19 protein-coding genes are annotated in these 23400 nt (G+C 59.3%); 17 read left to right on the top strand and 2 right to left on the bottom strand.

Features of this window, described 5'->3' with window-relative positions; all coding sequences use genetic code 11:
• Window positions 1-47: 47 nt before the first annotated feature.
• Both H3028_RS02290 and map read right to left on the bottom strand, forming a co-directional pair.
• Window positions 48-2750 (bottom strand): [protein-PII] uridylyltransferase, encoded by a 2703-nt coding sequence (locus H3028_RS02290; RefSeq protein ID WP_181295425.1) that lies wholly within the window; start codon window positions 2748-2750, stop codon window positions 48-50.
• A gap of 39 nt (window positions 2751-2789) precedes the next feature.
• The gene (gene map, locus H3028_RS02285; RefSeq protein WP_181295424.1) at window positions 2790-3572 is read right to left on the bottom strand and encodes a type I methionyl aminopeptidase; all 783 of its coding nucleotides are present in this window, start codon (window positions 3570-3572) and stop codon (window positions 2790-2792) included.
• Window positions 3573-3874: 302 nt separating this feature from the next.
• Here map and rpsB point away from each other — a divergent pair, with 302 nt between their 5' ends.
• The 17 genes from rpsB (at window position 3875) to H3028_RS02200 (ending at window position 23364) form a co-directional block, all read left to right on the top strand.
• Window positions 3875-4615 (top strand): 30S ribosomal protein S2, encoded by a 741-nt coding sequence (rpsB, locus tag H3028_RS02280; RefSeq protein ID WP_181295423.1) that lies wholly within the window; start codon window positions 3875-3877, stop codon window positions 4613-4615.
• Between the two features lie 125 nt (window positions 4616-4740).
• Window positions 4741-5610 carry a translation elongation factor Ts gene (gene tsf / locus H3028_RS02275; protein ID WP_181295422.1) on the top strand — a complete coding sequence of 290 codons (870 nt, stop codon included), beginning with the start codon at window positions 4741-4743 and terminating at the stop codon, window positions 5608-5610.
• 194 nt (window positions 5611-5804) lie between these two features.
• On the top strand, window positions 5805-6548 hold the full coding sequence (gene pyrH / locus H3028_RS02270; protein WP_019342381.1) for a UMP kinase: 744 nt from the start codon (window positions 5805-5807) through the stop codon (window positions 6546-6548).
• Complete coding sequence (gene frr, locus H3028_RS02265) at window positions 6545-7102, top strand: ribosome recycling factor (RefSeq protein WP_181295421.1); 558 nt, start codon at window positions 6545-6547, stop codon at window positions 7100-7102. The genes pyrH and frr overlap by 4 nt, the downstream gene beginning before the upstream one ends.
• A 158-nt stretch (window positions 7103-7260) precedes the next feature.
• The gene (uppS, locus tag H3028_RS02260) at window positions 7261-8022 is read left to right on the top strand and encodes a polyprenyl diphosphate synthase (protein ID WP_181295420.1); all 762 of its coding nucleotides are present in this window, start codon (window positions 7261-7263) and stop codon (window positions 8020-8022) included.
• Complete coding sequence (locus H3028_RS02255; RefSeq protein ID WP_181295419.1) at window positions 8016-8831, top strand: phosphatidate cytidylyltransferase; 816 nt, start codon at window positions 8016-8018, stop codon at window positions 8829-8831. Before uppS ends, H3028_RS02255 begins: the two co-directional genes overlap by 7 nt.
• Window positions 8828-10018 carry a 1-deoxy-D-xylulose-5-phosphate reductoisomerase gene (gene ispC, locus H3028_RS02250; RefSeq protein ID WP_181295418.1) on the top strand — a complete coding sequence of 397 codons (1191 nt, stop codon included), beginning with the start codon at window positions 8828-8830 and terminating at the stop codon, window positions 10016-10018. Before H3028_RS02255 ends, ispC begins: the two co-directional genes overlap by 4 nt.
• Window positions 10019-10112: 94 nt before the next feature.
• Entirely contained in the window at window positions 10113-11465 is a 1353-nt protein-coding gene (gene rseP, locus H3028_RS02245) for an RIP metalloprotease RseP (protein WP_181295417.1), read from the top strand.
• Between the two features lie 69 nt (window positions 11466-11534).
• Window positions 11535-13898 carry an outer membrane protein assembly factor BamA gene (gene bamA, locus H3028_RS02240; RefSeq protein WP_181295416.1) on the top strand — a complete coding sequence of 788 codons (2364 nt, stop codon included), beginning with the start codon at window positions 11535-11537 and terminating at the stop codon, window positions 13896-13898.
• Between the two features lie 47 nt (window positions 13899-13945).
• Entirely contained in the window at window positions 13946-14449 is a 504-nt protein-coding gene (locus H3028_RS02235) for an OmpH family outer membrane protein (protein WP_181295415.1), read from the top strand.
• Entirely contained in the window at window positions 14446-15507 is a 1062-nt protein-coding gene (gene lpxD / locus H3028_RS02230; RefSeq protein WP_181295956.1) for a UDP-3-O-(3-hydroxymyristoyl)glucosamine N-acyltransferase, read from the top strand. The genes H3028_RS02235 and lpxD overlap by 4 nt, the downstream gene beginning before the upstream one ends.
• A 96-nt stretch (window positions 15508-15603) precedes the next feature.
• Complete coding sequence (fabZ, locus tag H3028_RS02225) at window positions 15604-16044, top strand: 3-hydroxyacyl-ACP dehydratase FabZ (RefSeq protein ID WP_181295414.1); 441 nt, start codon at window positions 15604-15606, stop codon at window positions 16042-16044.
• Window positions 16041-16817, top strand: coding sequence for an acyl-ACP--UDP-N-acetylglucosamine O-acyltransferase (gene lpxA / locus H3028_RS02220; protein WP_181295413.1), 777 nt, complete (start codon window positions 16041-16043; stop codon window positions 16815-16817). Before fabZ ends, lpxA begins: the two co-directional genes overlap by 4 nt.
• Before the next feature lies 1 nt (window position 16818).
• Window positions 16819-17952: a lipid-A-disaccharide synthase gene (gene lpxB, locus H3028_RS02215; protein ID WP_181295412.1), complete on the top strand. Its 1134-nt coding sequence runs from the start codon at window positions 16819-16821 to the stop codon at window positions 17950-17952.
• Entirely contained in the window at window positions 17952-18593 is a 642-nt protein-coding gene (gene rnhB / locus H3028_RS02210) for a ribonuclease HII (RefSeq protein WP_181295411.1), read from the top strand. Before lpxB ends, rnhB begins: the two co-directional genes overlap by 1 nt.
• Before the next feature lie 111 nt (window positions 18594-18704).
• Window positions 18705-22226, top strand: coding sequence for a DNA polymerase III subunit alpha (gene dnaE / locus H3028_RS02205; RefSeq protein ID WP_181295410.1), 3522 nt, complete (start codon window positions 18705-18707; stop codon window positions 22224-22226).
• Between the two features lie 187 nt (window positions 22227-22413).
• Window positions 22414-23364, top strand: coding sequence for an acetyl-CoA carboxylase carboxyltransferase subunit alpha (locus tag H3028_RS02200; protein WP_181295409.1), 951 nt, complete (start codon window positions 22414-22416; stop codon window positions 23362-23364).
• The last annotated feature ends 36 nt before the right edge of the window (window positions 23365-23400 follow it).

Below are 23400 nucleotides of genomic sequence, written 5' to 3'. Positions count from 1 at the left end.
AACCTAGTGCCCGCTACTGCTGGCGCGGGCTCCGAGGTCGGGCGGCGCTAGATGACGATGCTGCTCGGGGAGGGCTGGTGCTCGTTTTCCTGGGACAGCTGTTTGATCATGGCCTGCTGCAGCTGCATGCACAGCTGCGGATCGGACAATGGCTCGTTGTCCGCGTTGGTGACGAAGAATACGTCTTCCACACGCTCCCCGAGCGTGGCGATCTTGGCGTTTTGCACTGACAGATCGAAGTCCAGGAACAGCTGGCCGATTCGCGCGAGAAGGCCGGGGCGGTCGGGCGCGACGACTTCGATTATCGTCTGGGGGCGCTGCATGTCGTTGTGGATGGTTACCTGCGGCGGAAACGCGAAGTGCTTGAGCTGTCGGGGCACGCGTTTCTGAATGATCGTCAGGTAGTCGTCCGGGTTGCGTAGCGCATCGATTAGGCCTTGGCGGATTTCTTCTGTGCGCTCGGGATCGTTGCCGATGGGGGTGCCGTCGGCATCCAGCACGATATAGGTGTCCAGGGTGAACTGGCTGCTCGAGGTAATGATCCGGGCGTCATGAATGTTCAGGTTCAACTGGTCCATTGCCGCCACGGTCACGGCGAAGAAGTCGTGCTGATCCGGCGCGTAGATGAAAATCTGTGTGCCGCCTTCGAACTCGCGCTGGGTGGTTTCCTTGATCAGAACCAGCGGACCGCCATCGCTCGGATGCTCGATGATGGCTTCGGTGTGCCAGGCGACGTCAACGGAGCTGTGACGCATGAAGTAATCATCACCCAGCTGCGACCATAGCTGCTCGGCATCGTCCGGATCGGTGCCGTTGCGCACCAGGTTGTCGAGCGCGGCGCGCTGCGTTTGGCGAATCTGCTCTTCGCGTCCTAGCGGGTTTTCCAGGCCACGTTTGAGTGCCCGTTTGGTTTCGGTGTACAGCTGACGCAGCAGGCTGGCCCGCCAGGAATTCCAGAGGGTCGGGTTGGTTGCGTTTATATCCGCCACTGTCAGCACATAGAGATAGTCGAGGTGGGTTTCGTCGCCGACCTGCTGGGCGAAATCGTTGATTACCTGCGGATCGGAGAGATCTTTGCGCTGTGCCGTGGTGGACATCACCAAGTGATTCTCCACCAGCCAGACCACCAGGCGCGTGTCCCATGCTGGAAGCTTGTGGCGTGAGCAGAACTCCTGGGCATCCACCGCGCCCAGCTCCGAATGATCTCCGCCGCGGCCCTTGGCGATATCGTGATAAAGCCCTGCGATGTAAATGAGCTCAGGCTTGGGCAATCGCTCCACCAGCTTACTGGCTAGCGGATATTTTTCGGCGACGCCGGGCTTGCTCAGCTTGCGCAGGTACTTGATGACATTGAGCGTGTGAGCGTCGACGGTGTAGATATGAAAAAGATCATGCTGCATCTGTCCGACGATATGACCGAACTCCGGCAGGTAGCGTCCAAGAATGCCGTAGCGGTTCATGCGTCGCAGGTTGCGGTGAATGCCTTCCTTGCACTTGAACAGCTCGATGAACAGGCTGGTGTTGCGTATGTCGCTGCGGAACTCATTGTCGATGAGGTGGCGGTGGTCGCGCAGCAGTCGAATGGTCTCCGCTCGTACGCCCTGGATTTCAGGGTGTTGCGCCAGCAGCACGAAGATTTCCAGGATCGCGAAGGGCCTGTGTCTAAATACCGAATCATCGGCCACCTCTAGATAGCCATCGCGTACAACGAAGCGGCTATTGAGCGGCACGGGTTCGCCGCTGTCACCCTCCCAAAGAATGACCTCGGCAAAGTGCTGCCCCACGAGATCACTGAGTTCGGAGATGCTCATAACGACGCGGTAGTACTTTTGCATGAAGCGTTCGATCGCCAGTTTGGCGTCGCTGTCTTCATAGCCGAGCAGGGCAGCCAGGCTGCGCTGATGGTCGAACAGCAGGCGATCTTCGGCACGGCCGGCGAGCATATGCAGCCCGTAACGCACGCGCCAGATGAACTCCTGACTCGATACCAGCAGCGAGTACTCGCCTTCTGTCAGAAAGCCCTGATCGACAATCGCGCTCAGATTCAGGCTGCCGAGCTGCCGCCGTGCGATCCAAAGGATTGTCTGGATGTCGCGCAGCCCGCCGGGTGAGCCTTTGACGTTCGGCTCCAGGTTGTATTCCGTGTTGTTGTATTTCGAATGACGTGCCGCTTGCTCGTTACGTTTGGCGAGAAAGAATTCCTTGCTCGGCCACATTTCCGATGGGCTGGTGACCGTCAGCATGTTCTGCCGCAGGCGCTCAGGGCCGGCAATTGTGCGGCTTTCCATCAGGTTGGTAATAACTGTCAGGTCCGCACGTGCCTCTTCCGCGCACTCCTTGACCGAACGCACGCTCTGACCGACCTCCAGCCCGATATCCCAGAGCAGTGTCAGGAATCCCTCGATGGAACCGCGGAATTTCTCGTGATCGCTGTTCTCGAGCAGGATCAGCAAGTCGATATCTGAGTAGGGGTGCAGCTCGCCGCGACCATAGCCGCCGACAGCGACCAGCGCGATTTCGGCGTCGCTGTTCCAATCGAAGCGCCCCCAGGCGGCTCGCAGAATCTGGTCGACAAACCAGGCGCGGTCTTCGATCAGGCGGCGGATGTCACGGCCCGCCAGGAAACGTGCATCGAGCACTTCACGCGCCTTGCGGATAACCTTTTTGAAGGCGGCGATGGGGCTGGCCTTGAGAGCCAGCTCGGCCTGGAACTGGCTGCGGTCGAACAGTTCGGGATCAACCTGAGGCATGCCATCGCCCTCCGTCAGAGCGTCAATAGGGGTAAACGATCACGGCGAGGTGCGGGCGATGGTGTCATCGCTGCGCAGGGTGAAGATTTCGTAGCCGTCAGCGGTGACCACGATCGTGTGTTCCCATTGTGCCGATAGCTTGCGATCCTTGGTGATGGCTGTCCATCCATCACCAAGCAAACGGGTTTCCGAACGGCCCTGGTTGATCATCGGCTCGATGGTAAAGGTCATGCCTTCCTTCAGCTCCAGGCCGGTGCCTGCTCGGCCGTAGTGCAGTACCTGGGGTTCTTCGTGGAATACCTTGCCGATGCCATGTCCGCAGTATTCACGAACAACAGAAAAGCCATTCTTTTCCGCATGCTTCTGAATCACTTCGCCGATGTCACCGAGGCGGGTGCCGGGGCGGACAATCTCGATACCTTTATAGAGGCATTCCTGGGTGATCTTGCAGAGGCGCCCGGCCCATTCCGGCGCGTTGCCGACGAGGAACATCCGGCTGGTATCGCCGTGGTAGCCATCCTTGATGACGGTGATGTCGATATTGAGAATATCGCCATCCTTCAGTGGCTTGTCGTTGGGAATGCCGTGACAGACCACGTGATTGATCGAGGTGCAGATCGACTTCGGGAATCCCTTGTAGTTGAGTGGGGCGGGTATGGCCTGTTGCACGTTGACGATATGGTCATGGCAGAGACGGTCCAGCTCTTCGGTGGTGACGCCCGGCTTGACATGTTCGGCAATCATTTCCAGTACTTCGGCGGCCAGGCGGCCGGCAATGCGCATCTTCTCGATATCTTCAGGCGTCTTGATGGAAACAGTCATGCAATCCTCTTGGCGCCAAGAGGCGCAGGCGGAAGTATTGAAGGGGCAAATGATAAACCAAAGAACCCCGGCCTGCAGGCGGGGCTGAAGCGCTATCGGCGCCTGACGGCCGCTTTGCTTGCTGTGATGGATTTGAGTCTGCGCTAGCCTCTGGTGCTCCTTTGTGCTATAAAACGCGCCGCTCTGCGGGAGTACCTGCCGAGCCTGACCCCACACACGTGTCGACACGGTATCCTGGGTGCTCGCAAGAGTTGGATATCGGGACGCGTGGAGGCCTAACCCGACTTATCTGAGGAAGTCCCATGTCTCAAGTCACCATGCGCGATATGCTGAAGGCCGGTGTGCACTTCGGCCACCAGACCCGTTACTGGAACCCGAAGATGGATAAATACATCTTTGGCGCGCGCAACAAGATTCACATTATCAACCTCGAAAAAACCCTGCCGATGTTCAACGACGCGCTGCGTTTCGTTGAAAAGCTGGCGGCCGGCAAGAACAAGATTCTGTTCGTCGGCACCAAGCGTTCCGCTGGCAAGATCGTTCGTGAAGAAGCTGCTCGTTGTGGTTCGCCGTACGTCGATCATCGCTGGTTGGGCGGCATGCTGACCAACTACAAGACCATCCGCGCCTCGATCAAGCGCCTGCGCGAGCTGGAAGGCCAGTCGCAGGACGGCACCTTCGAGAAGCTGACCAAGAAAGAAGCCCTGATGCGCACCCGCGATCTGGAAAAGCTGGATCGCAGTCTGGGTGGTATCAAGGACATGGGCGGCCTGCCGGACGCGATGTTCGTCGTCGACGTTGATCACGAGCGCATTGCGATCTCCGAAGCCAACAAGCTGGGCATTCCGGTTATCGGTATCGTCGATACCAACAGCAGCCCGGAAGGTGTCGACTACATCATTCCTGGTAATGATGATGCCATCCGTGCCGTGCAACTCTATCTGGGCTCCATGGCAGATGCTGTGCTGCGTGGTCGCCAGAATGGCGCCGGTGGTGCTGATGAGTTCGTCGAAGAAGCCGCCCCTGAGGCAGCTCAAGGCTGAGCGCGACTGTCGCATAGCTGATACCCGTTGAACAGAAAGGGGGCTATGCCCCCTTTTTGCCAATTCCGAATTGATCGCCCGAGTTGAGGGCATGATCGAAAATCGAATCGAGAGGATTTGCGAACATGGCAGAGATCACTGCAGCCCTGGTTAAAGAACTGCGCGAGCGTACTGGCCAAGGCATGATGGATTGCAAAAAGGCGCTCACCGCTGCTGGCGGCGACATCGAGAAAGCCATCGATGACATGCGTGCTGCTGGCGCCATCAAGGCAGCCAAGAAAGCAGGCAATATCGCTGCTGAAGGCGCTATCGCGGTCAAGGTTGCCGACGACAACAAGCGTGCCGTGATTATCGAAGTCAACTCGCAGACTGACTTCCTGGCCCTGCAGGACGACTTCAAGAATTTCGTCAACAGCAGCGTCGAGAAAGCCTTCGCCGAGAAGATGACCGATGCCGCTCCGCTGATCGCCGCTCAGGAATCCGATCGTGAAGCGCTGATCGCCAAGTGTGGCGAGAACGTTAATATTCGTCGCCTGACTTCCGTCGAGGCTGATTTGGTAGGGTCCTACCTGCACGGTCATCGCATTGGCGTGCTGGTTGCCCTGAAGGGCGGTAGCGTCGAGTTGGCGAAGGAAATCGCCATGCACGTAGCGGCCAGCAATCCGCAATTCCTGGATCCGTCGCAGGTTTCCGAGGAAGCAGTTGCCAAGGAAAAAGAGATTTTCCTGGCGCTGAACGAAGACAAGATCAAGGGCAAGCCTGCCGAAATCGTCGAGAAGATGGTGGCTGGTCGCATCAGCAAGTTTCTTGCAGAGGCGAGCCTGGTCGAGCAGGCGTTCGTCAAGAATCCGGAAATCAAAGTTGGCGATCTGGCGAAGAAGGCCGGCGCTGAAATCGTTTCCTTCGTTCGTTACGAAGTAGGCGAAGGCATCGAGCGCGGCGAGGTCGACTTCGCTGCTGAAGTTGCCGCTCAGGTCGCCGCCACCAAGCAATAAGACGCTTCTGCTGTCCTCGAAGAGGCTGCCCGCTCACGCGTGCGGCCTCTTTGTCGGACTGGAGGGCGGAAATGTTTTCTTGCCACGCTATAGTCACCGCCTGGCACCAACTCGTGACTGCGTTGTCATAGCGCAGTATTTTCTGGCCGCAACGCCAGCTTAGTCATACAAACGCCGCAGGAGAGACAACGCCAATGGCTCAGCAGATGAGTGCACGCAATCCCCGCTATAAACGCATTCTGCTCAAATTAAGTGGCGAAGCCCTGATGGGCTCGGAAGACTTCGGTATCGATCCTAAAGTGCTTGATCGGATGGCTTTGGAAGTCGGGCAGTTGGTAGGGATAGGTGTGGAGGTTGGCCTGGTCATTGGCGGCGGCAACCTGTTTCGCGGGGCGGCGCTTTCTGCGGCCGGCATGGATCGGGTCACTGGCGACCATATGGGTATGCTGGCGACCGTCATGAACTCGCTGGCCATGCGCGACGCCTTGGAGCGTTCGAATATTCCTGCGCTGGTAATGTCTGCAATCTCCATGGTCGGCGTGACCGACCATTACGATCGTCGTAAGGCGATGCGTCACCTCAAGAGCGGCGAAGTGGTGATCTTCTCGGCCGGTACCGGCAACCCGTTCTTCACTACCGATTCGGCTGCGTGCCTGCGCGCCATCGAGATTCATGCTGACGTCGTGCTCAAGGCCACCAAGGTCGATGGCGTCTATACCGCAGATCCATTCAAGGACCCAAATGCCGAGAAATTCGAGCAGTTGACCTATGATGACGTGCTCGACCGCAAGCTGGGCGTTATGGATCTGACCGCCATCTGTCTGTGTCGCGACCACAACATGCCGCTGCGGGTGTTCAACATGAACAAGCCCGGTGCCCTGCTCAATATTGTGCTCGGCGGCGCTGAAGGAACCCTGATCGAGGAACAGAACCAATGATCAACGAGATCAAACAAGATGCCCAGGAGCGCATGAAGAAAACCCTGGAATCCCTGGGGCATGCATTCGCCAAGATCCGTACCGGCCGCGCCCATCCGAGCATTCTCGATGGGGTGATGGTCTCCTATTACGGTAGCGATACCCCGCTGCGTCAGATCGCCAACGTGGTCGCTGAGGACTCGCGCACCCTGGCGTTGACGGTGTTCGATAGAGGCATGATCCAGGCGGTGGAAAAAGCCATCATGACCTCTGATCTAGGCCTGAATCCGGCCACTGCCGGCACCACTATCCGCGTTCCGATGCCGGCGCTTACCGAGGAAACACGCAAGGGCTACACCAAGCAGGCGCGTGCCGAAGCCGAAAATGCTCGTGTCGCGGTGCGTAACATCCGCCGCGACGCCATTGCGCAGCTCAAGGACCTGGTCAAGGAAAAGGAAATCAGCGAGGACGAGGAACGCCGTGGCCAGGACGACGTTCAAAAGCTGACCGACAAGTACGTTGCGGAAATCGACAAGTCGCTTGAAGGCAAGGAAAGCGATCTGATGGCCGTTTGATGGTGCTGTACCGGACTTCGTCCGTACTGCTCACGTCGGAGTGCGCCGATCCTGCTGGGACCGAGGCGCGAGGGGCTAACCAGTCGTACCCCCAGGAATTGCTGTCGGCAGTTTCTCCCATTGTTCGCAGCGTGATTGAGCGCAGGTAGAGTCGTTTCATGGAAAAGGTCAGGCAGATCGCCGGACGGAATGTACCCCGTCATGTCGCAGTCATCATGGATGGCAACAACCGCTGGGCAAAACGGCGTCTTTTGCCTGGTGTGGCCGGGCACAAGGCGGGTGTCGATGCGGTGCGAGCTGTCATCGAAGTGTGTGCCGAGGCGGGTGTAGAAGTGTTGACGCTGTTTGCTTTCTCCAGTGAGAACTGGCAAAGGCCGGCTGATGAGGTTGGCGCGTTGATGGAGTTATTCCTGACCGCGCTGCGTCGAGAGGCGCGCAAGCTCAACGAGAACGGCATTAGCTTGCGGATCATCGGTGATCGTTCGCGCTTCCATCCCGAGCTGCAAACCGCGATGCTCGAAGCCGAGGAGATGACCGCTGGGTCTGGCCGCTTTGTGCTTCAGGTTGCCGCCAACTACGGCGGTCAATGGGACATTGTCCAGGCTGCGCAGCGGATGGCTCGCGAAGCGCAAAACGGCCGCCTCAATCCTGACGAGGTCACGCCGGCACTTTTCCAGAGTTATCTCGCCACCGGTGATATGCCGTTACCGGATCTCTGCATTCGTACCGGTGGCGAGCGCCGCATCAGTAATTTTCTGCTGTGGCAGCTGGCCTACGCCGAGCTGTATTTCTCCGACCTGTTCTGGCCGGATTTCAAGCACGATGCCATGCGCGCCGCTCTGGCCGACTTCGCCAAGCGGCAACGGCGTTTCGGCAAGACTGGTGACCAGGTCGAGACAGAGGTCCGTGCCGAATGTTGAAACAACGCATCATTACCGCTGCGATTTTGCTTCCGATAGCACTGATCGGTTTCTTTCTCTTCGAAGGTCTCGCATTCGCCATCTTCATTGGCATCGTGGTGGTTCTGGGAGGCTGGGAATGGGCGCGTCTGGCCGGGTTTTCCGGTCAGTTCGCGCGAATCGGCTATGCGCTGATCATCGTCCTACTGCTGGCGGCACTGTATCGGCTGCCGATGCTTACTGCCTGGCTGCTCCCGCTCAGTGTTGTTTGGTGGTTGGTTGCAACGGCACTGGTGCTCGGCTATCCAGGCAGTCAGCGGCATTGGGGCGGGCGCGCGGGCAGTCTGATCATTGGTCTGTTGATACTGCTTCCTGCCTGGCAGGCATTGGTGATACTCAAGCAGTGGCCACAAGGTAACTGGCTGATCGTTGCAGTCATGGTGCTGGTCTGGGCTGCCGACATCGGTGCCTACTTTTCTGGCAAGGCCCTGGGTCGCCGCAAGTTGGCGCCTCAGGTCAGTCCGGGCAAGAGCTGGGAAGGCCTGATCGGTGGCCTGATTACCAGCTTGCTGATTACCCTCGGCGTCGGTCTTTACCGAGGCTGGTCGCCGCGGGAACTGGTATTGGCGCTACTCGGCGCTGCGCTGGTTGTGGTGATTTCGGTCGTGGGAGACCTCACTGAGAGCATGTTCAAGCGTAGTTCGGGCATCAAGGACAGCAGTCAACTGCTGCCTGGGCATGGTGGTGTGATGGATCGCATCGACAGCCTGACCGCTGCGGTGCCGATGTTCGCCGTTTTGCTGTGGCTCGCTGGCTGGGGTGGTTGGTGAACAGGCCTTTGCAGGTAACGGTCCTTGGCGCGACCGGTTCCATCGGTTTGAGCACGCTGGACGTCATCGCTCGCCATCCCGAGCGCTACCAGGCCTTCGCGCTTACGGCGTTCAGTCGTATCGCCGAATTGCGCGGTCTTTGCCGTCTGCATCGCCCCCGTTATGCCGTGGTGGCTGATAGCGACAGGGCACACGAGCTTCAATACCAGCTTGACGGCGATGGGGTAAAAACGCGCGTGCTGGTAGGTGAAGGTGGGCTGAGCGAGGTCTCGGCTCACCCCGAAGTCGATGTGGTCATGGCGGCGATTGTCGGTGCCGCGGGGTTGCGTCCGACCCTGGCGGCTATCCAGGCCAGCAAGCGCGTGCTGCTGGCGAACAAGGAGGCATTGGTCATGTCCGGCGCGCTGTTCATGCAGGCGCTGCGTGACAGTGAGGCGGTGTTGCTACCCATCGACAGCGAGCACAACGCCATATTTCAGTGTTTGCCTAGTAACTATTCGCAAGGGCTGGGCAGTGTAGGGGTCAGGCGAATTCTGCTTACCGCCTCCGGCGGACCATTCCGCCAGATGCCATTGGAGCAGCTCTCTACCGTGTCCCCGGATCAGGCCTGCGCGCACCCGAACTGGTCCATGGGGCGCAAGATATCCGTTGATTCGGCCAGTATGATGAACAAGGGGCTCGAGCTCATCGAGGCGTGCTGGTTGTTCGATGCGCGTCCGGACCAGGTCGAGGTGGTCATTCACCCACAAAGCGTCATCCACTCCATGGTCGACTACATCGACGGCTCGGTTCTGGCGCAGCTGGGAAACCCAGACATGCGCACCCCGATTGCGCATGCACTGGCCTGGCCGGAGCGAATCAATTCGGGGGTATCGGCGCTCGACCTATTGCAAACTGGGCGTCTCGACTTCGAGGCGCCTGATCAGCAGAGGTTTCCCTGTCTTCGCATTGCCCGGCAGGCTGCTCAGGACGGCGGGACAGCCCCGGCAATGCTCAATGCGGCTAACGAGGTGGCAGTGGATGCGTTCCTCAGTGGTCGCATTCGCTTCACCGAAATCGCGAGTATCATCGAGGACGTCCTGGACCTGGAAGCATCGGTTCCGGCGCGTTGCCTGGCAGATGTGCTGGCTGCCGATGCGCAGGCTCGCACGCTGGCGTCGCGCTGGTTACACCATCGCAATCGCTAGCGACTGAGCGTTCCGAACTGGTCGTGACGGTACGAGGCTTCAGGGTCGTCGGTGTCGGCGGCCTCTAAACAGGCCTTTCGGGGCAGAGGAAAATATGGGCGCGCTGTACATGATCATCGGCACCCTCGTGGCGCTGGGTGTGTTGGTAACCTTTCACGAGTATGGCCATTTCTGGGTCGCACGCCGTTGTGGCGTCAAGGTATTGCGCTTCTCTGTAGGGTTCGGGCGTCCATTATTGCGCTGGCATGATCGTCAAGGTACCGAATTTGTCCTTGCAGCGATCCCGCTCGGTGGCTACGTGAAGATGCTCGATGAGCGCGAGGGAGACGTCCCGCCCGCATTACTGGAGCAGGCATTCAACCGTAAAACGGTTAAGCAGCGCTTCGCCATCGTGTCGGCCGGACCACTGGCCAACTTCCTGCTTGCTCTGGTGTTCTTCTGGGCATTGGCGATGCTCGGCACCGACCAGGTCCGGCCTGTGGTTGGCGCCGTCGAGGCTGGCAGCCTCGCCGCGCGCGCCGGGCTGATGGCAGGGCAGGAGATCGTCGAGGTCAACGGCAAGCCCACTTCTGGCTGGGCAGAGGTCAATCTTCAGCTGATCAGGCGCCTTGGGGAAAGTGGCTCGCTCGAGATGCTCGTGCGCGAAAATGACGGTGACCAGGTTCAGCGGCTGCAGCTGGAGCTGAACGATTGGCTGAAAGGTGCCGAAGAGCCGGACCCGATCGGCTCTCTGGGTATTCGACCCTGGCGCCCGGAAATCGCCCCGATCGTCGCACAGCTAGACCCGGAGGGGCCTGCTCAAGCGGCGGGCGTACGTCTAGGCGATCGTTTGGTCAGCCTCGATGGCGAGTCTCTGAACGAATGGCAGGAAGTCATTGATCGTGTCAGGCCACTCGGCGGCCAGTCTGTACCGCTGGAACTCGAGCGTGATGGGCAGATTATTGAGCTGCCTGTGACCCTGGCCCAGCGTGGCGACGGCGATCAACGTCGGGGGTATCTGGGGGCTGGGGTCGCGGGCGCCGAATGGCCGGAAGAAATGCTTCGAAACGTCAGTTACGGGCCGGTTGACGCTGTCGGCGAAGGGCTCCGTCGCACCTGGACGATGAGCGTTCTGACGCTCGATTCATTAAGAAAAATGCTCTTCGGTGAGCTCTCGGTAAAAAACTTGAGCGGCCCGATAACCATTGCTAAAGTGGCGGGCGCTTCTGCACAGTCCGGCGTGGGCGACTTTCTCAACTTCCTCGCCTACCTGAGCATTAGCCTTGGAGTACTCAATCTATTGCCTATCCCGGTCCTGGATGGTGGGCATCTGCTCTTCTATATGGTCGAGTGGGTCCGTGGACGTCCCTTGTCGGACAGGGTCCAGGGTTGGGGAGTACAGATCGGTATCAGCCTGGTTGTTGGGGTGATGCTGCTTGCGTTGGTCAACGACCTTGGCCGCCTTTAATCGCCATATACCTTGATGTCGCCGCGCCAAGCGCAGGTTCAATTATCAGGTTTGAAAAGAAAGGACTTCATGAAACGTCTGCTGCTACCTGCGGTAATTTCCGCACTGATGATTGCCGAAGTTCACGCCGAGTCCTTCACCATTTCCGATATACGAGTCAATGGTCTGCAGCGCGTCTCAGCGGGGAGCGTCTTTGGCGCCTTGCCGTTGAATGTCGGGCAGGCGGCCGATGATAGTCGCCTGGTAGACGCAACCCGCGCCCTGTTCCGCACCGGTTTCTTCGAGGACATCCAGCTCGGCCGCGAAGGCGATGTGCTGGTGATCAACGTGGTCGAACGCCCATCAATTTCCGGCATCGAAATCGATGGCAACAAGGCGATCAAGACCGAAGACCTGCTCTCCGGTCTGCAGCAGTCGGGTCTCGCCGAGGGCGAGATCTTCCAGCGGGCCACACTCGAAGGTGTGCGCAATGAGCTGCAGCGCCAGTACGTCGCGCAGGGTCGTTACTCTGCAACCATCGAAACCGAGGTTGTTCCTCAGCCGCGTAATCGTGTCGCGCTGAAAATCAATATCAACGAAGGCTCCGTTGCGTCGATCAAGCACATCAACGTCGTCGGCAATTCGGTCTTCCCGGACGAGGACCTGACCGATCTGTTCGAGTTGAAGACCAGCAATTGGCTGTCATTTTTCCGTAACGATGATAAGTACGCTCGCGAAAAGCTGTCCGGTGACCTTGAGCGCCTGCGCTCCTATTATCTGGATCGCGGCTACATCAACATGGATATCACCTCCACCCAGGTATCCATCACGCCGGACAAGAAGGACGTCTACGTCACGGTCAATATTGCCGAAGGTGATCGTTACACTGTCAGCGACGTCAAGCTGAGCGGTGATCTGAAAGTGCCGCAGGAAGAGCTGCAGTCGTTGCTGCTGGCGAAAGAAGGTCAGGTTTTTTCACGCAAGGTCATGACCACCACCTCGGAACTGATCACCCGGCGTCTGGGCAATGAGGGCTATACCTTCGCCAACGTCAACGGCGTGCCGGAAACCAACGACGAAAACAATACCGTCGCAATCACCTTCGTGGTTGATCCGGGCAAGCGGGCCTATGTCAATCGCATCAACTTCCGCGGCAATACCAAGACTGAAGACGAAGTGCTGCGTCGGGAGATGCGGCAGATGGAGGGTGGCTGGGCGTCGACCTATTTGATCGACCAGTCCAAGACCCGTCTCGAGCGTCTGGGTTTCTTCAAGGAAGTGAACGTCGAAACCCCGCAGGTGCCCGGCACCGACGACCAGATCGACGTGAATTACAGTGTCGAGGAGCAACCCTCCGGTTCAATCATGGCGAGCATTGGCTTCGCCCAGAACGCTGGCCTGATTCTCGGCGGCTCGATCAGCCAGAACAATTTCCTGGGGACCGGTAACCGTGTCAGCCTGGGATTGACTCGCAGCGAATACCAGTCACGTTACAACTTTGGTTTCGTCGATCCCTACTGGACCGAAGACGGCGTCAGCCTGGGCTACAACGCTTTCTATCGCACCACCGATTACGATGAGTTGGATTATGACGTGTCCAGCTATTCGGTCGATAGTCTGGGTGGTGGCGTAAACATCGGCTATCCAATCAGCGAGACGTCGCGGCTGTCGTTTGGCCTGTCCGCCCAGCAAGACACCATCGACAGTGGTCGCTATACGGTCGACGAGATTTTCGATTTCATGGAGGAGGAGGGCGACAGTTACCTCAACTTCAAAGCCTCCGTGGGCTGGTCGGAATCCACCTTGAACCGTGGGGTACTGGCGACGCGCGGGCACTCGCAAAGCCTTTCATTGGAAACCACCATTCCGGGCAGCGACCTGTCGTTCTACAAGCTCGACTACAACGCGCAGCTTTTCGTGCCGGTAACCAAGAACTACACCATGCGCGTGCATACTCAGCTGGGCTATGGTGATGCCTACGGTTCGACCTCCCGTCTGCCTTTTTACGAGCACTACTATGCGGGCGGTTTCAACTCGGTGCGCGGTTTCGAAGACAGCAGTCTCGGGCCGCGTAGCACACCGAGTCGCGGCGAGTCAGTAACCGGCAATGAGGGAACCATTGCCGATCCGGACCAGGATGCGTTGCCTTATGGTGGTAACGTGCTGATCCAGGGTGGGGTGGAGCTATTGTTCCCGATGCCGTTCGTCAAGGACCAGCGATCGCTGCGCACCTCGGTGTTCTGGGATGTCGGTAACGTCTACGATACGAACTGCCCTCCGGAATCGGACAAGTGCAGCGATATCGATATCGGCGACGTGGCCAGCTCGGTTGGTGTCGGTCTGACCTGGATCACGGCCATGGGGCCCTTGAGTTTCAGCCTGGCGATGCCGGTAATGAAGCCGGACGAGGCAGACACCCAGGTCTTCCAGTTCTCTCTGGGCCAAACTTTTTAATCATCTGGAGCGATGCTCCAGCGCATTCCTGAAGAGTGGTATATACCGTGCGTAAGTTGACTCAATTGCTTGTTGTTGCCGCTGCTCTAGTGGCGACCCCCGCGTTCGCCGAGATGAAGATCGCGGTAATGAACTACCAGATGGCGTTGCTCGAATCAGACGCTGCCAAGCGTTACTCGGTCGATGCGGAGAAGAAATTCGGTCCGCAGCTGGAGAAACTCAAAGGGCTTGAAAGCGACGCCAAGCGCATCCAGGACCGTCTGGGTAAGGACGGCGATAAGATGCAGCAGGCTGAGCGCGAGCGTCTCGAACTGGAATTCAAACAGAAGGCTCGCGACTTCCAATTCCTGTCCAAGGAACTCAACGAGTCCAAGGCTGCCGCTGATCGCGACATGCTCAAGCAGCTCAAGCCCAAGCTGGATAAGTCCGTGGAAGAAGTCATCAAGAAGGGTGACTACGATTTGGTGCTCGAGCGCGGCGCGGTGGTTGATGTCAAGCCGCAATACGACATCACCCGCCAAGTCATCGAGCGCATGAATCAGCAGCGCTGATGAGCAGCGTTGTCTATACGCTCGGCGATCTCGCCGAGCAGCTAGGGGCTGAGCTGCGCGGTAATTCCTCGCTGCAGGTGTCCGGGCTGGCAACGCTTCAGGATGCCGGTCCTGAGCAGCTGAGCTTCCTGGCCAATGCGCAATATCGAAAATTCCTCGCTACCACGCAGGCCGGCGGTGTCCTGCTTACCGCCAAGGATGCCGAGGGCTATGCGGGCACGGCGCTGGTCGTCGCCAATCCCTATCTTACCTATGCGCGTCTCTCGCATCTGTTCGAGACACGACCGCGGGCGTCCCTCGGTATTCATCCCAGCGCCATCGTCGACCCCAGTGCCGAGATCGATCCCAGTGCAAGAATCGGCGCTCAGGTGGTAATCGAGGCTGGCGCCTGGATTGGTCCCGATGTGGAAGTCGGCGCCCAATCCGTAGTCGGTGCGCGAAGCCGTGTCGGTGCCGGCGGCCGGTTGGCGGCTCGCGTGACGCTGTGCCATGACGTGATCATCGGTGAGCGCGTAGTCATTCAGCCCGGTGCGGTGATCGGCGGCGAGGGCTTCGGTTTCGCCAACGAGCAGGGCAGTTGGGAGAAGATCGCTCAGCTCGGCGGTGTGCGCATCGGTGACGATGTCGAGATTGGCGCCAACACCACCATCGATCGTGGTGCGATATCCGACACGGTGATCGGGAACGGTGTGAAGCTGGATAATCAGATCATGATCGCCCACAACGTCCAGATTGGCGATAACACAGCCATGGCGGGTTGTTCGGGAATATCTGGCAGTACGAAGATCGGCCGTAACTGCATGATTGCCGGCGGCGCCGGGCTCGTTGGTCATATCGAGGTCTGCGATAACGTGTTCATTACCGGGATGACAATGGTCACTAGATCAATCACCGAGCCGGGAAGCTATTCTTCAGGAACAGCCATGCAGCCCGCCGCAGAATGGCGCAAGAGTGCCGCTCGGATTCGTCACCTCGACGACATGGCTCGTCGCCTGCAGCAAGTGGAAAAACGCCTGGCTTCCGTGACCCCATGCGGGGATACGTCTTCTGATGCCTGACCCTATCGTCTGATCGCCCTGCTAGAGGCGTCACCATCGGGTTGCGCGGTGTGATGCCGTGTTGGCTCTCATAATCCTTACGGGCTTTTTCTTCATATGATGGACATCAACGAGATTCGCGAATACCTGCCCCACCGGTACCCTTTCCTGCTAGTGGACCGGGTGGTGGAATTGGACACGGAAGCCAAGCGTGTTCGCGCCTACAAGAACGTCACCATCAACGAGCCGTTCTTCAACGGTCACTTCCCACAGCACCCCATCATGCCAGGCGTCTTGATCATCGAAGCCATGGCACAAGCGGCCGGACTGCTGGGTTTCAAGATGATGGGCGCGAAGCCAGCCGATGGCACGCTCTATTATTTCGTCGGCTCGGACAAGCTGCGTTTCCGTCAGCCGGTCATGCCGGGCGATCAGCTGATTCTCGAGGCCTCGTTCATCAGCGCCAAACGTGGGATCTGGAAGTTCGATTGCCGCGCCACGGTTGATGGCAAGCCGGTATGCTCTGCCGAAATTATTTGTGCGGAACAGAAGATATGAGTTTGATCGACCCTCGCGCCATCGTCGATCCTGCGGCCCGACTGGCGGATGACGTCCAGGTCGGCCCCTGGTCGATCATCGGCCCGGACGTCGAGATAGCCGAGGGAACGGTGATCGCGTCTCACGTGGTCATCAAAGGGCCGACGCGCATCGGCCGGCACAATCGGATTTTTCAATTTTCCTCGGTGGGTGAGGATACGCCGGACCTCAAGTACAAGGGCGAGCCGACGCGCCTGGTGATTGGCGACCATAACGTGATCCGCGAAGGGGTGACCATTCATCGCGGTACCGTGCAAGACCGAGGTGAGACCACCATCGGTGACCACAACCTGATCATGGCCTATGCGCATATCGGTCATGACAGCGTAATCGCCAACCATTGCATCCTTGTGAATAACACTGCGCTGGCGGGCCATGTGCACGTTGGCGATTGGGCGATCCTGTCGGGCTATACCCTGGTCCATCAGTATTGCCACATCGGTGCATACAGCTTTTCGGGGATGGGGACCGCGATCGGCAAGGATGTTCCAGCGTTCGTCACGGTATTCGGCAACCCGGCCGAGGCACGCAGCATGAACTTCGAAGGCATGCGGCGCCGTGGCTTCAGTGCCGAAGCCATCCTAGCCCTGCGCAATGCCTACAAGATCGTCTATCGCAAGGGGCTGACAGTCGAGGCCGCCCTGGCTGCGCTCGCCGCCGATGCTCAGGCATTCCCAGAAGTGGCGCTGTTCCGGGACTCGGTGCAGGCGTCGAACCGCGGTATTACGCGCTGATATGCCCAGGCCGCTGATAGTCGCGCTAGTGGCCGGTGAAGCGTCCGGCGATATCCTCGGTTCAGGATTGATGCAGGCGCTCAGGGCGCAGCACCCCGATGTCGAATTCATCGGCGTTGGTGGTTCCCGAATGGAGCTGCAAGGACTCAAATCCTATTTCCCGCTGGAGCGTCTTGCGGTGATGGGGCTGGTGGAAGTGCTCGGTCGATTGCCGGAGCTTCTGGCCCGCCGCAAGCGGTTGCTGAAAGCCTTGCTCGATGTCCGTCCCGACGTTTTCATCGGCATCGACGCGCCGGATTTCAATCTAGACCTGGCGCTTAAGCTGAGGCGCAACGGTATCAAGACCGTGCACTACGTCAGCCCCTCAGTGTGGGCTTGGCGGCAGAAGCGCGTGTTGAAGATCCGTGACGCCTGCGACCTGATGCTCACGCTGTTTCCCTTCGAAGCGAAGTTCTACGATGCCCACCAAGTGGCAGTGCGTTTCGTTGGCCATCCGCTGGCCGATACCATCCCGCTGGAGCCTGATCGTGCCGCGGCACGGGTTGCGCTGAACCTGCCGCGGGAAGGTTTGATCGTGGCGCTGATGCCGGGCAGCCGGGGGGGCGAAGTGGGCCGTCTTGGCGAGCTCTTTCTTGCCGCCGCCGATCGGCTGCGTTCAATGCGTCCGGGCATTCGTTTTGTGGTGCCCTGCGCCAGCCCCGAGCGCCGCGCACAGCTGGAGCAGATGCTGGTGGGGCGGGATTTGCCGCTGACACTGCTCGACGGACATTCCCACGAGGCGCTGGCCGCCAGCAATGCGGTGCTGATCGCCTCTGGCACTGCGACGCTCGAAGCCCTGCTGTACAAGCGGCCGATGGTCGTGGCCTATAGCGTCGCGCCGCTGACCTTCCGTATCCTCAAGCGTATGGTGAAAAGTCCATACGTGGCCCTGCCCAACCTGCTCGCTCAGCGCCTTCTAGTGCCGGAGCTTCTGCAAGACGCAGCGACTCCGGAGGCGATGGCGCAGCTGCTGTCACCCCTGCTGGACAACGGCGATATTCAGACCGAGGGCTTCGATGCTATTCATCGAACCCTGCGCTGTGATGCGTCGCGTCAGGCCGCCAGTGCGGTACTCGAATTGGTTGGGGCGAACTGATGCAGATTGGGCTGGATTTCAACTTGGTTGAGGAGTTGGTCGCCGGGGTCGATGAAGTCGGTCGCGGCCCGCTTTGTGGGCCTGTCGTCACGGCGGCGGTGATCCTAGATCCGCGACGTCCCATCGAAGGGCTCAATGATTCGAAGAAACTGACCGAGGCCCGGCGTGAAACGTTGTTCGATGAAATCTGCGAGAAGGCGCTGGCCTGGTGCATCGCTCGCGCCGAGGTGCACGAGATCGACCAGCTGAACATTCTGCACGCCACCATGCTGGCAATGCAGCGTGCGGTTGAAGGCCTGAGCGTGACGCCGCGGCTGGCGCTGATTGATGGTAATCGCTGCCCGCAGCTCGCGGTGCCCAGCGCTCCGGTGATTCAGGGAGATGGTCAGGTGCCGGCAATCGCCGCCGCATCGATTCTGGCCAAGGTCAGTCGTGACCGGGAAATGTGTGCCCTGGATCTATGCTATCCCGGCTACGGCCTCGCTGCACACAAGGGTTATCCAACGCCGAATCATCTGGAAGCGCTGCAGCGGCTTGGCCCAACGATCATTCACCGTCGGTCGTTTGCCCCTGTCCGCAATCTGCTGGAACAGGCCGCCCTGACCGACTCCGTCAGCGTCACGGTTGCCTTGCCGGTCTGAATCAGCGAACCCCCATTTTTCTGGTGATGCAACCCATCACCGGCTGCCTTAATCACCCAGTCTTTCCGGTACAATTCCCGGCTTGTCGTTTCGCCAGTCCAAGGTTCGTTCATGCCCGTCTCCTTCGTCCATCTCCGCCTGCACACCGAATACTCCCTGGTCGACGGACTGGTGCGCGTCAAGCCACTGGTCAAATCGGTAGCAGGTGCAGGCATGCCGGCGGTGGCTGTCACGGATCAGAGCAACATGTGCTCGCTGGTCAAGTTCTATAAGGCGGCCCAGGGTGCCGGGATCAAGCCGATCTGTGGTGCCGATATCTGGCTCGCCAGTCGCGAGGAAGATGGCCCGCTCAGCCGACTGACGCTCCTGGCAATGAACAGCAGGGGCTACCGGAATCTAACCGAGCTGGTGTCGCGTGGCTGGACCGAGGGGCAGCGCAACGATCAGATCATCATCGAGCGTGAGTGGGTCAAGACCGCTGCCGAGGGGCTGATCGCGCTATCCGGCGCCAAGGAAGGAGAGATCGGTCATGCGCTGCTCGACGGCGAAGAAGCGCTGGCCGATGCGTTGCTGGATGAATGGCAGACGGTCTTCCCGCAACGCTTCTATCTCGAAGTGCAGCGCACCAGTCGCGTCAACGACGAAGAACACCTGCATGCCGCCGTCGCACTGGCGCAACGTTGCAGCGTCCCGTTGGTCGCCACCAATGATGTGCGTTTCATCAAGCAGGAGGATTTCGAAGCTCACGAAACGCGTGTCTGTATCGGTGAAAGTCGGACCCTCGACGACTCGCGGCGGCCACGCAACTATTCCGATCAGCAGTATCTGAAGACGCCCGAGGAAATGTGGGAGCTGTTCAGCGACCTGCCAGAGGCGCTAGAAAACACCGTTGAGATCGCCCGGCGCTGCAACATCGAAGTGCAGTTGGGTACCTACTTCCTGCCCGATTTCCCAGTGCCAGACGGCATGACGATGGATGAGTACTTCCGCAAGGTCTCGTTCGACGGCCTCGAGGAGCGGCTCGAGGTACTGCTGCCCAAGGACACGCCCGACTACGAGACGAAGAAGCAGGTCTATGTCGACCGGCTGAATTTCGAGCTCGACATCATCATCCAGATGGGCTTCCCCGGTTACTTCCTGATCGTTATGGACTTCATCCAATGGGCGAAGAACAACGGTGTACCGGTGGGGCCGGGGCGGGGGTCGGGTGCGGGCTCGCTGGTTGCCTACGTGCAGAAGATCACCGACCTCGACCCACTGGCCTATGACCTGCTGTTCGAACGATTCCTGAACCCTGAGCGGGTCTCCATGCCCGACTTCGACGTCGACTTCTGCATGGACGGCCGCGACCGGGTCATCGATTACGTGGCCGAGAAGTATGGTCGCAATGCCGTCAGCCAGATCATCACCTTCGGCACCATGGCGGCCAAGGCGGTGGTGCGCGACGTGGCGCGGGTACAAGGCAAGTCTTACGGGCTGGCCGATCGGCTGTCGAAGATGATCCCGTTCGAAGTCGGCATGACGCTCGAAAAAGCCTACGAGATGGAAGAGCCCCTCCGCGATTTTCTGGCCGTCGACGAAGACGCCCGAGAAATCTGGGACATGGCGCTCAAGCTCGAGGGCATTACGCGCGGTACCGGTAAGCACGCCGGTGGGGTGGTGATCGCGCCGACCAAGCTCACCGATTTCGCGCCCATTGCCTGCGATGACGAGGGTGGCAGCCTGGTCACCCAGTTCGACAAGGACGACGTTGAGCAGGCCGGCTTGGTCAAGTTCGACTTCCTCGGTTTGCGTACCCTGACGATCATCAAGTGGGCACTGGAAACCATCAATAGGGAGCAGGCGCGCAAGGGGCTCGAACCGGTCAACATCGATTTCATTCCGCTGGATGACAAGGCAACCTACTCGCTGCTGCAAAAAGCCGAGACCACTGCGGTCTTTCAGCTTGAATCACGCGGCATGAAGGAGCTGATCAAGAAGCTCAAGCCGGACTGCCTTGAAGATCTCATCGCACTGGTGGCGCTCTTCCGTCCCGGCCCGCTGCAGTCGGGCATGGTGGATGACTTCATCAACCGAAAGCACGGCCGCGCGGAAATCTCCTATCCGCACTCAGACTACCAGTACGAAGGCTTGAAGCCGGTCCTGGCACCCACCTACGGCATCATCCTGTATCAGGAACAGGTGATGCAGATCGCTCAGGTAATGGGCGGTTACACCCTCGGCCAGGCGGACATGCTGCGCCGCGCCATGGGTAAGAAGAAGCCCGAGGAGATGGCCAAGCAACGCGGCGGCTTCATCGAGGGCTGTGCCAATAATGGTATCGATGCCGACCTGGCGGGCAACATTTTCGACCTGGTGGAAAAATTTGCCGGCTATGGCTTCAACAAGTCTCACTCGGCTGCCTATGGCCTGGTTTCCTACCAGACCGCCTGGCTCAAGGCGCATCACCCGTCGCCCTTTATGGCTGCGGTGTTGTCGGCGGATATGCATAACACCGATAAGGTGGTCACGCTGATCGAAGAGTGCCGCAGCATGAAGCTGCGCATTGACGCGCCAGACGTGAACAACTCCGAATTCAAGTTCACCGTGAGCGATGAAGGCCGGATTATCTATGGCCTCGGTGCAATCAAGGGCGTGGGCGAGGGTCCGGTGGAGGCCATCTGCGAATGCCGCAGTGAAGGTGGGCCGTTCAAGGACCTGTTCGATTTCTGCAGCCGCGTCGACCTCAAGCGAATCAACAAGCGCACCCTGGAGGCTCTGATTCGCGGTGGTGCGCTGGACCGCCTTGGTCCTTATTTTTCCGACGAGCCCAAGGCCTATCAGGCCAACATCGATCGCAACCGCGCGGTACTGCTGTCGGCTATGGAAGAGGCCATTCAGGCGGCCGAGCAGACCGCTCGCAGCCTCGATAGCGGTCACGCGGACCTATTCGGCGGGCTGTTCGCCGAACCGGAGGCCGACGTCTACGCCAACCATCGCAAGGCGCGGGAGTTGTCGCTGAAAGAGCGCCTCAAGGGCGAAAAGGACACGCTCGGGCTTTACCTGACCGGTCACCCGATCGATGAGTATGAAGGTGAGGTACGCCGCTTCGCCCGTCAGAGAATCATCGATCTGCGCCCGGCACGAGGCGAGCAGACCATTGCGGGGCTTATCGTCAATCTTCGTGTTATGAAGAACAAGAAAGGCGACAAGATGGGCTTCATTACCCTGGATGACCGCTCCGGACGAATCGAGGCGTCGCTTTTTGCCGAAGCTTTCAACAGTGCGCAAGCGCTACTGCAGACCGACGCACTCGTGGTGGTGGAGGGTGAGGTCAGCAACGATGATTTTTCGGGTGGCTTGCGCTTGCGTGCCAAACGGGTGATGAGTCTCGAGGAGGCGCGCACCGGACTGGCTGAAAGCTTGCGAGTTAAGGTCGCCGGGGAAGCATTGAAAGGCGATCGGGTACGCTGGCTGGCCGATGTCTGTGGGCGCCACCGTGGCGCCTGCCCGATCACGCTGGAGTACACCGGCAGCGACGCTCGGGCCTTGTTGCAGTTCGGCGAGAGCTGGCGGATCGATCCGGCCGATAACTTGATTCAGGCATTGCGTGACCAGTTCGGGCGCGACAACGTCTTCCTGCAATACCGATAGGGGACGCAGCGGGTTTGCGCGCCAACGCTGGCACGCGACCCAGATGACGCCTCGAACCGGCCCGATCCTCGATCGGGTCATGATTGCGAACATTTTGTTCGACCTGACTGCGTCCGTCCCGTAAGGTAGGGCGCAAAAAACGGAACAGCTTCCCGGCCGCCTGGCCGTCGACGCATGACGGATGCCTATGAACCCGAATTTTCTCGATTTCGAACAGCCGATCGCCGACCTGCAAGCCAAGATCGAAGAATTGCGCCTGGTTGGTAACGACAACTCGCTGAACATTGGCGATGAGATTGCTCGCCTGCAGGACAAGAGCGAGTCGCTCACCGAGAGCATCTTCGGCAACCTCTCCAGCTGGCAGATCGCCCGCCTGGCTCGCCACCCACAGCGCCCCTACACGCTGGACTACATCAACCATCTGTTCACCGAATTCGAAGAACTACATGGCGATCGCCACTTCTCCGATGACGCCGCAATCGTTGGCGGTACGGCCCGCCTGAATGGCGAGCCGGTGATGATCATCGGGCATCAGAAGGGGCGTGAAGTCCGCGAGAAGGTTCGTCGCAACTTCGGGATGCCGCGCCCGGAAGGCTACCGCAAGGCTTGCCGTCTGATGGAAATGGCCGAGCGCTTCAGGATGCCGATCCTGACCTTCATCGATACGCCGGGTGCTTATCCGGGCATCGACGCCGAAGAGCGCAACCAGAGCGAGGCGATCGCCTGGAATCTGCGCGTCATGGCACGCCTGAAGACGCCGATCATTGCTACTGTGATTGGTGAAGGTGGTTCGGGCGGAGCCCTGGCCATTGGTGTCTGTGATCAGCTGAACATGCTCCAGTATTCCACCTATGCGGTGATCTCGCCGGAAGGCTGTGCCTCTATTCTCTGGCGTACTGCTGACAAAGCGCCGGAGGCGGCCGAGGCGATGGGCGTGACAGCCGAGCGCCTGAAGAATCTGGGTATTGTCGACAAGATTATCGCCGAGCCGCTGGGCGGAGCTCATCGCAACCCGGCGGTGACAGCTGCTTCCTTGCGTGACGAGCTCACCGCTCAGCTTGACATGCTCAAGGGGCTCGATACCGAAGCCTTGCTCGCGCGTCGCTACGAGCGCCTGATGAGCTACGGCATCGCCTGACATCGCGGTAATTGGGCTTACAAGAACGGCGGGCTA

Origin of the sequence: Pseudomonas sp. Q2-TVG4-2 (genome assembly GCF_013620795.1) — a bacterium.
In the GTDB taxonomy this organism is placed as follows: domain Bacteria; phylum Pseudomonadota; class Gammaproteobacteria; order Pseudomonadales; family Pseudomonadaceae; genus Stutzerimonas.
The sequence above is the reverse complement of the archived record's forward strand: the minus strand, read 5'-3'. Positions and strand labels throughout refer to the sequence as shown.

Coding starts and splice junctions, on each gene's coding strand:
- H3028_RS02290 (WP_181295425.1), bottom strand. CDS start 2,750: ATGCCTCAGGTTGATCCCGAACTGTTCGACCGCAGCCAGTTCCAGGCC.
- map (WP_181295424.1), bottom strand. CDS start 3,572: ATGACTGTTTCCATCAAGACGCCTGAAGATATCGAGAAGATGCGCATT.
- rpsB (WP_181295423.1), top strand. CDS start 3,875: ATGTCTCAAGTCACCATGCGCGATATGCTGAAGGCCGGTGTGCACTTC.
- tsf (WP_181295422.1), top strand. CDS start 4,741: ATGGCAGAGATCACTGCAGCCCTGGTTAAAGAACTGCGCGAGCGTACT.
- pyrH (WP_019342381.1), top strand. CDS start 5,805: ATGGCTCAGCAGATGAGTGCACGCAATCCCCGCTATAAACGCATTCTG.
- frr (WP_181295421.1), top strand. CDS start 6,545: ATGATCAACGAGATCAAACAAGATGCCCAGGAGCGCATGAAGAAAACC.
- uppS (WP_181295420.1), top strand. CDS start 7,261: ATGGAAAAGGTCAGGCAGATCGCCGGACGGAATGTACCCCGTCATGTC.
- H3028_RS02255 (WP_181295419.1), top strand. CDS start 8,016: ATGTTGAAACAACGCATCATTACCGCTGCGATTTTGCTTCCGATAGCA.
- rseP (WP_181295417.1), top strand. CDS start 10,113: ATGGGCGCGCTGTACATGATCATCGGCACCCTCGTGGCGCTGGGTGTG.
- bamA (WP_181295416.1), top strand. CDS start 11,535: ATGAAACGTCTGCTGCTACCTGCGGTAATTTCCGCACTGATGATTGCC.
- fabZ (WP_181295414.1), top strand. CDS start 15,604: ATGATGGACATCAACGAGATTCGCGAATACCTGCCCCACCGGTACCCT.
- lpxA (WP_181295413.1), top strand. CDS start 16,041: ATGAGTTTGATCGACCCTCGCGCCATCGTCGATCCTGCGGCCCGACTG.
- lpxB (WP_181295412.1), top strand. CDS start 16,819: ATGCCCAGGCCGCTGATAGTCGCGCTAGTGGCCGGTGAAGCGTCCGGC.
- rnhB (WP_181295411.1), top strand. CDS start 17,952: ATGCAGATTGGGCTGGATTTCAACTTGGTTGAGGAGTTGGTCGCCGGG.
- dnaE (WP_181295410.1), top strand. CDS start 18,705: ATGCCCGTCTCCTTCGTCCATCTCCGCCTGCACACCGAATACTCCCTG.
- H3028_RS02200 (WP_181295409.1), top strand. CDS start 22,414: ATGAACCCGAATTTTCTCGATTTCGAACAGCCGATCGCCGACCTGCAA.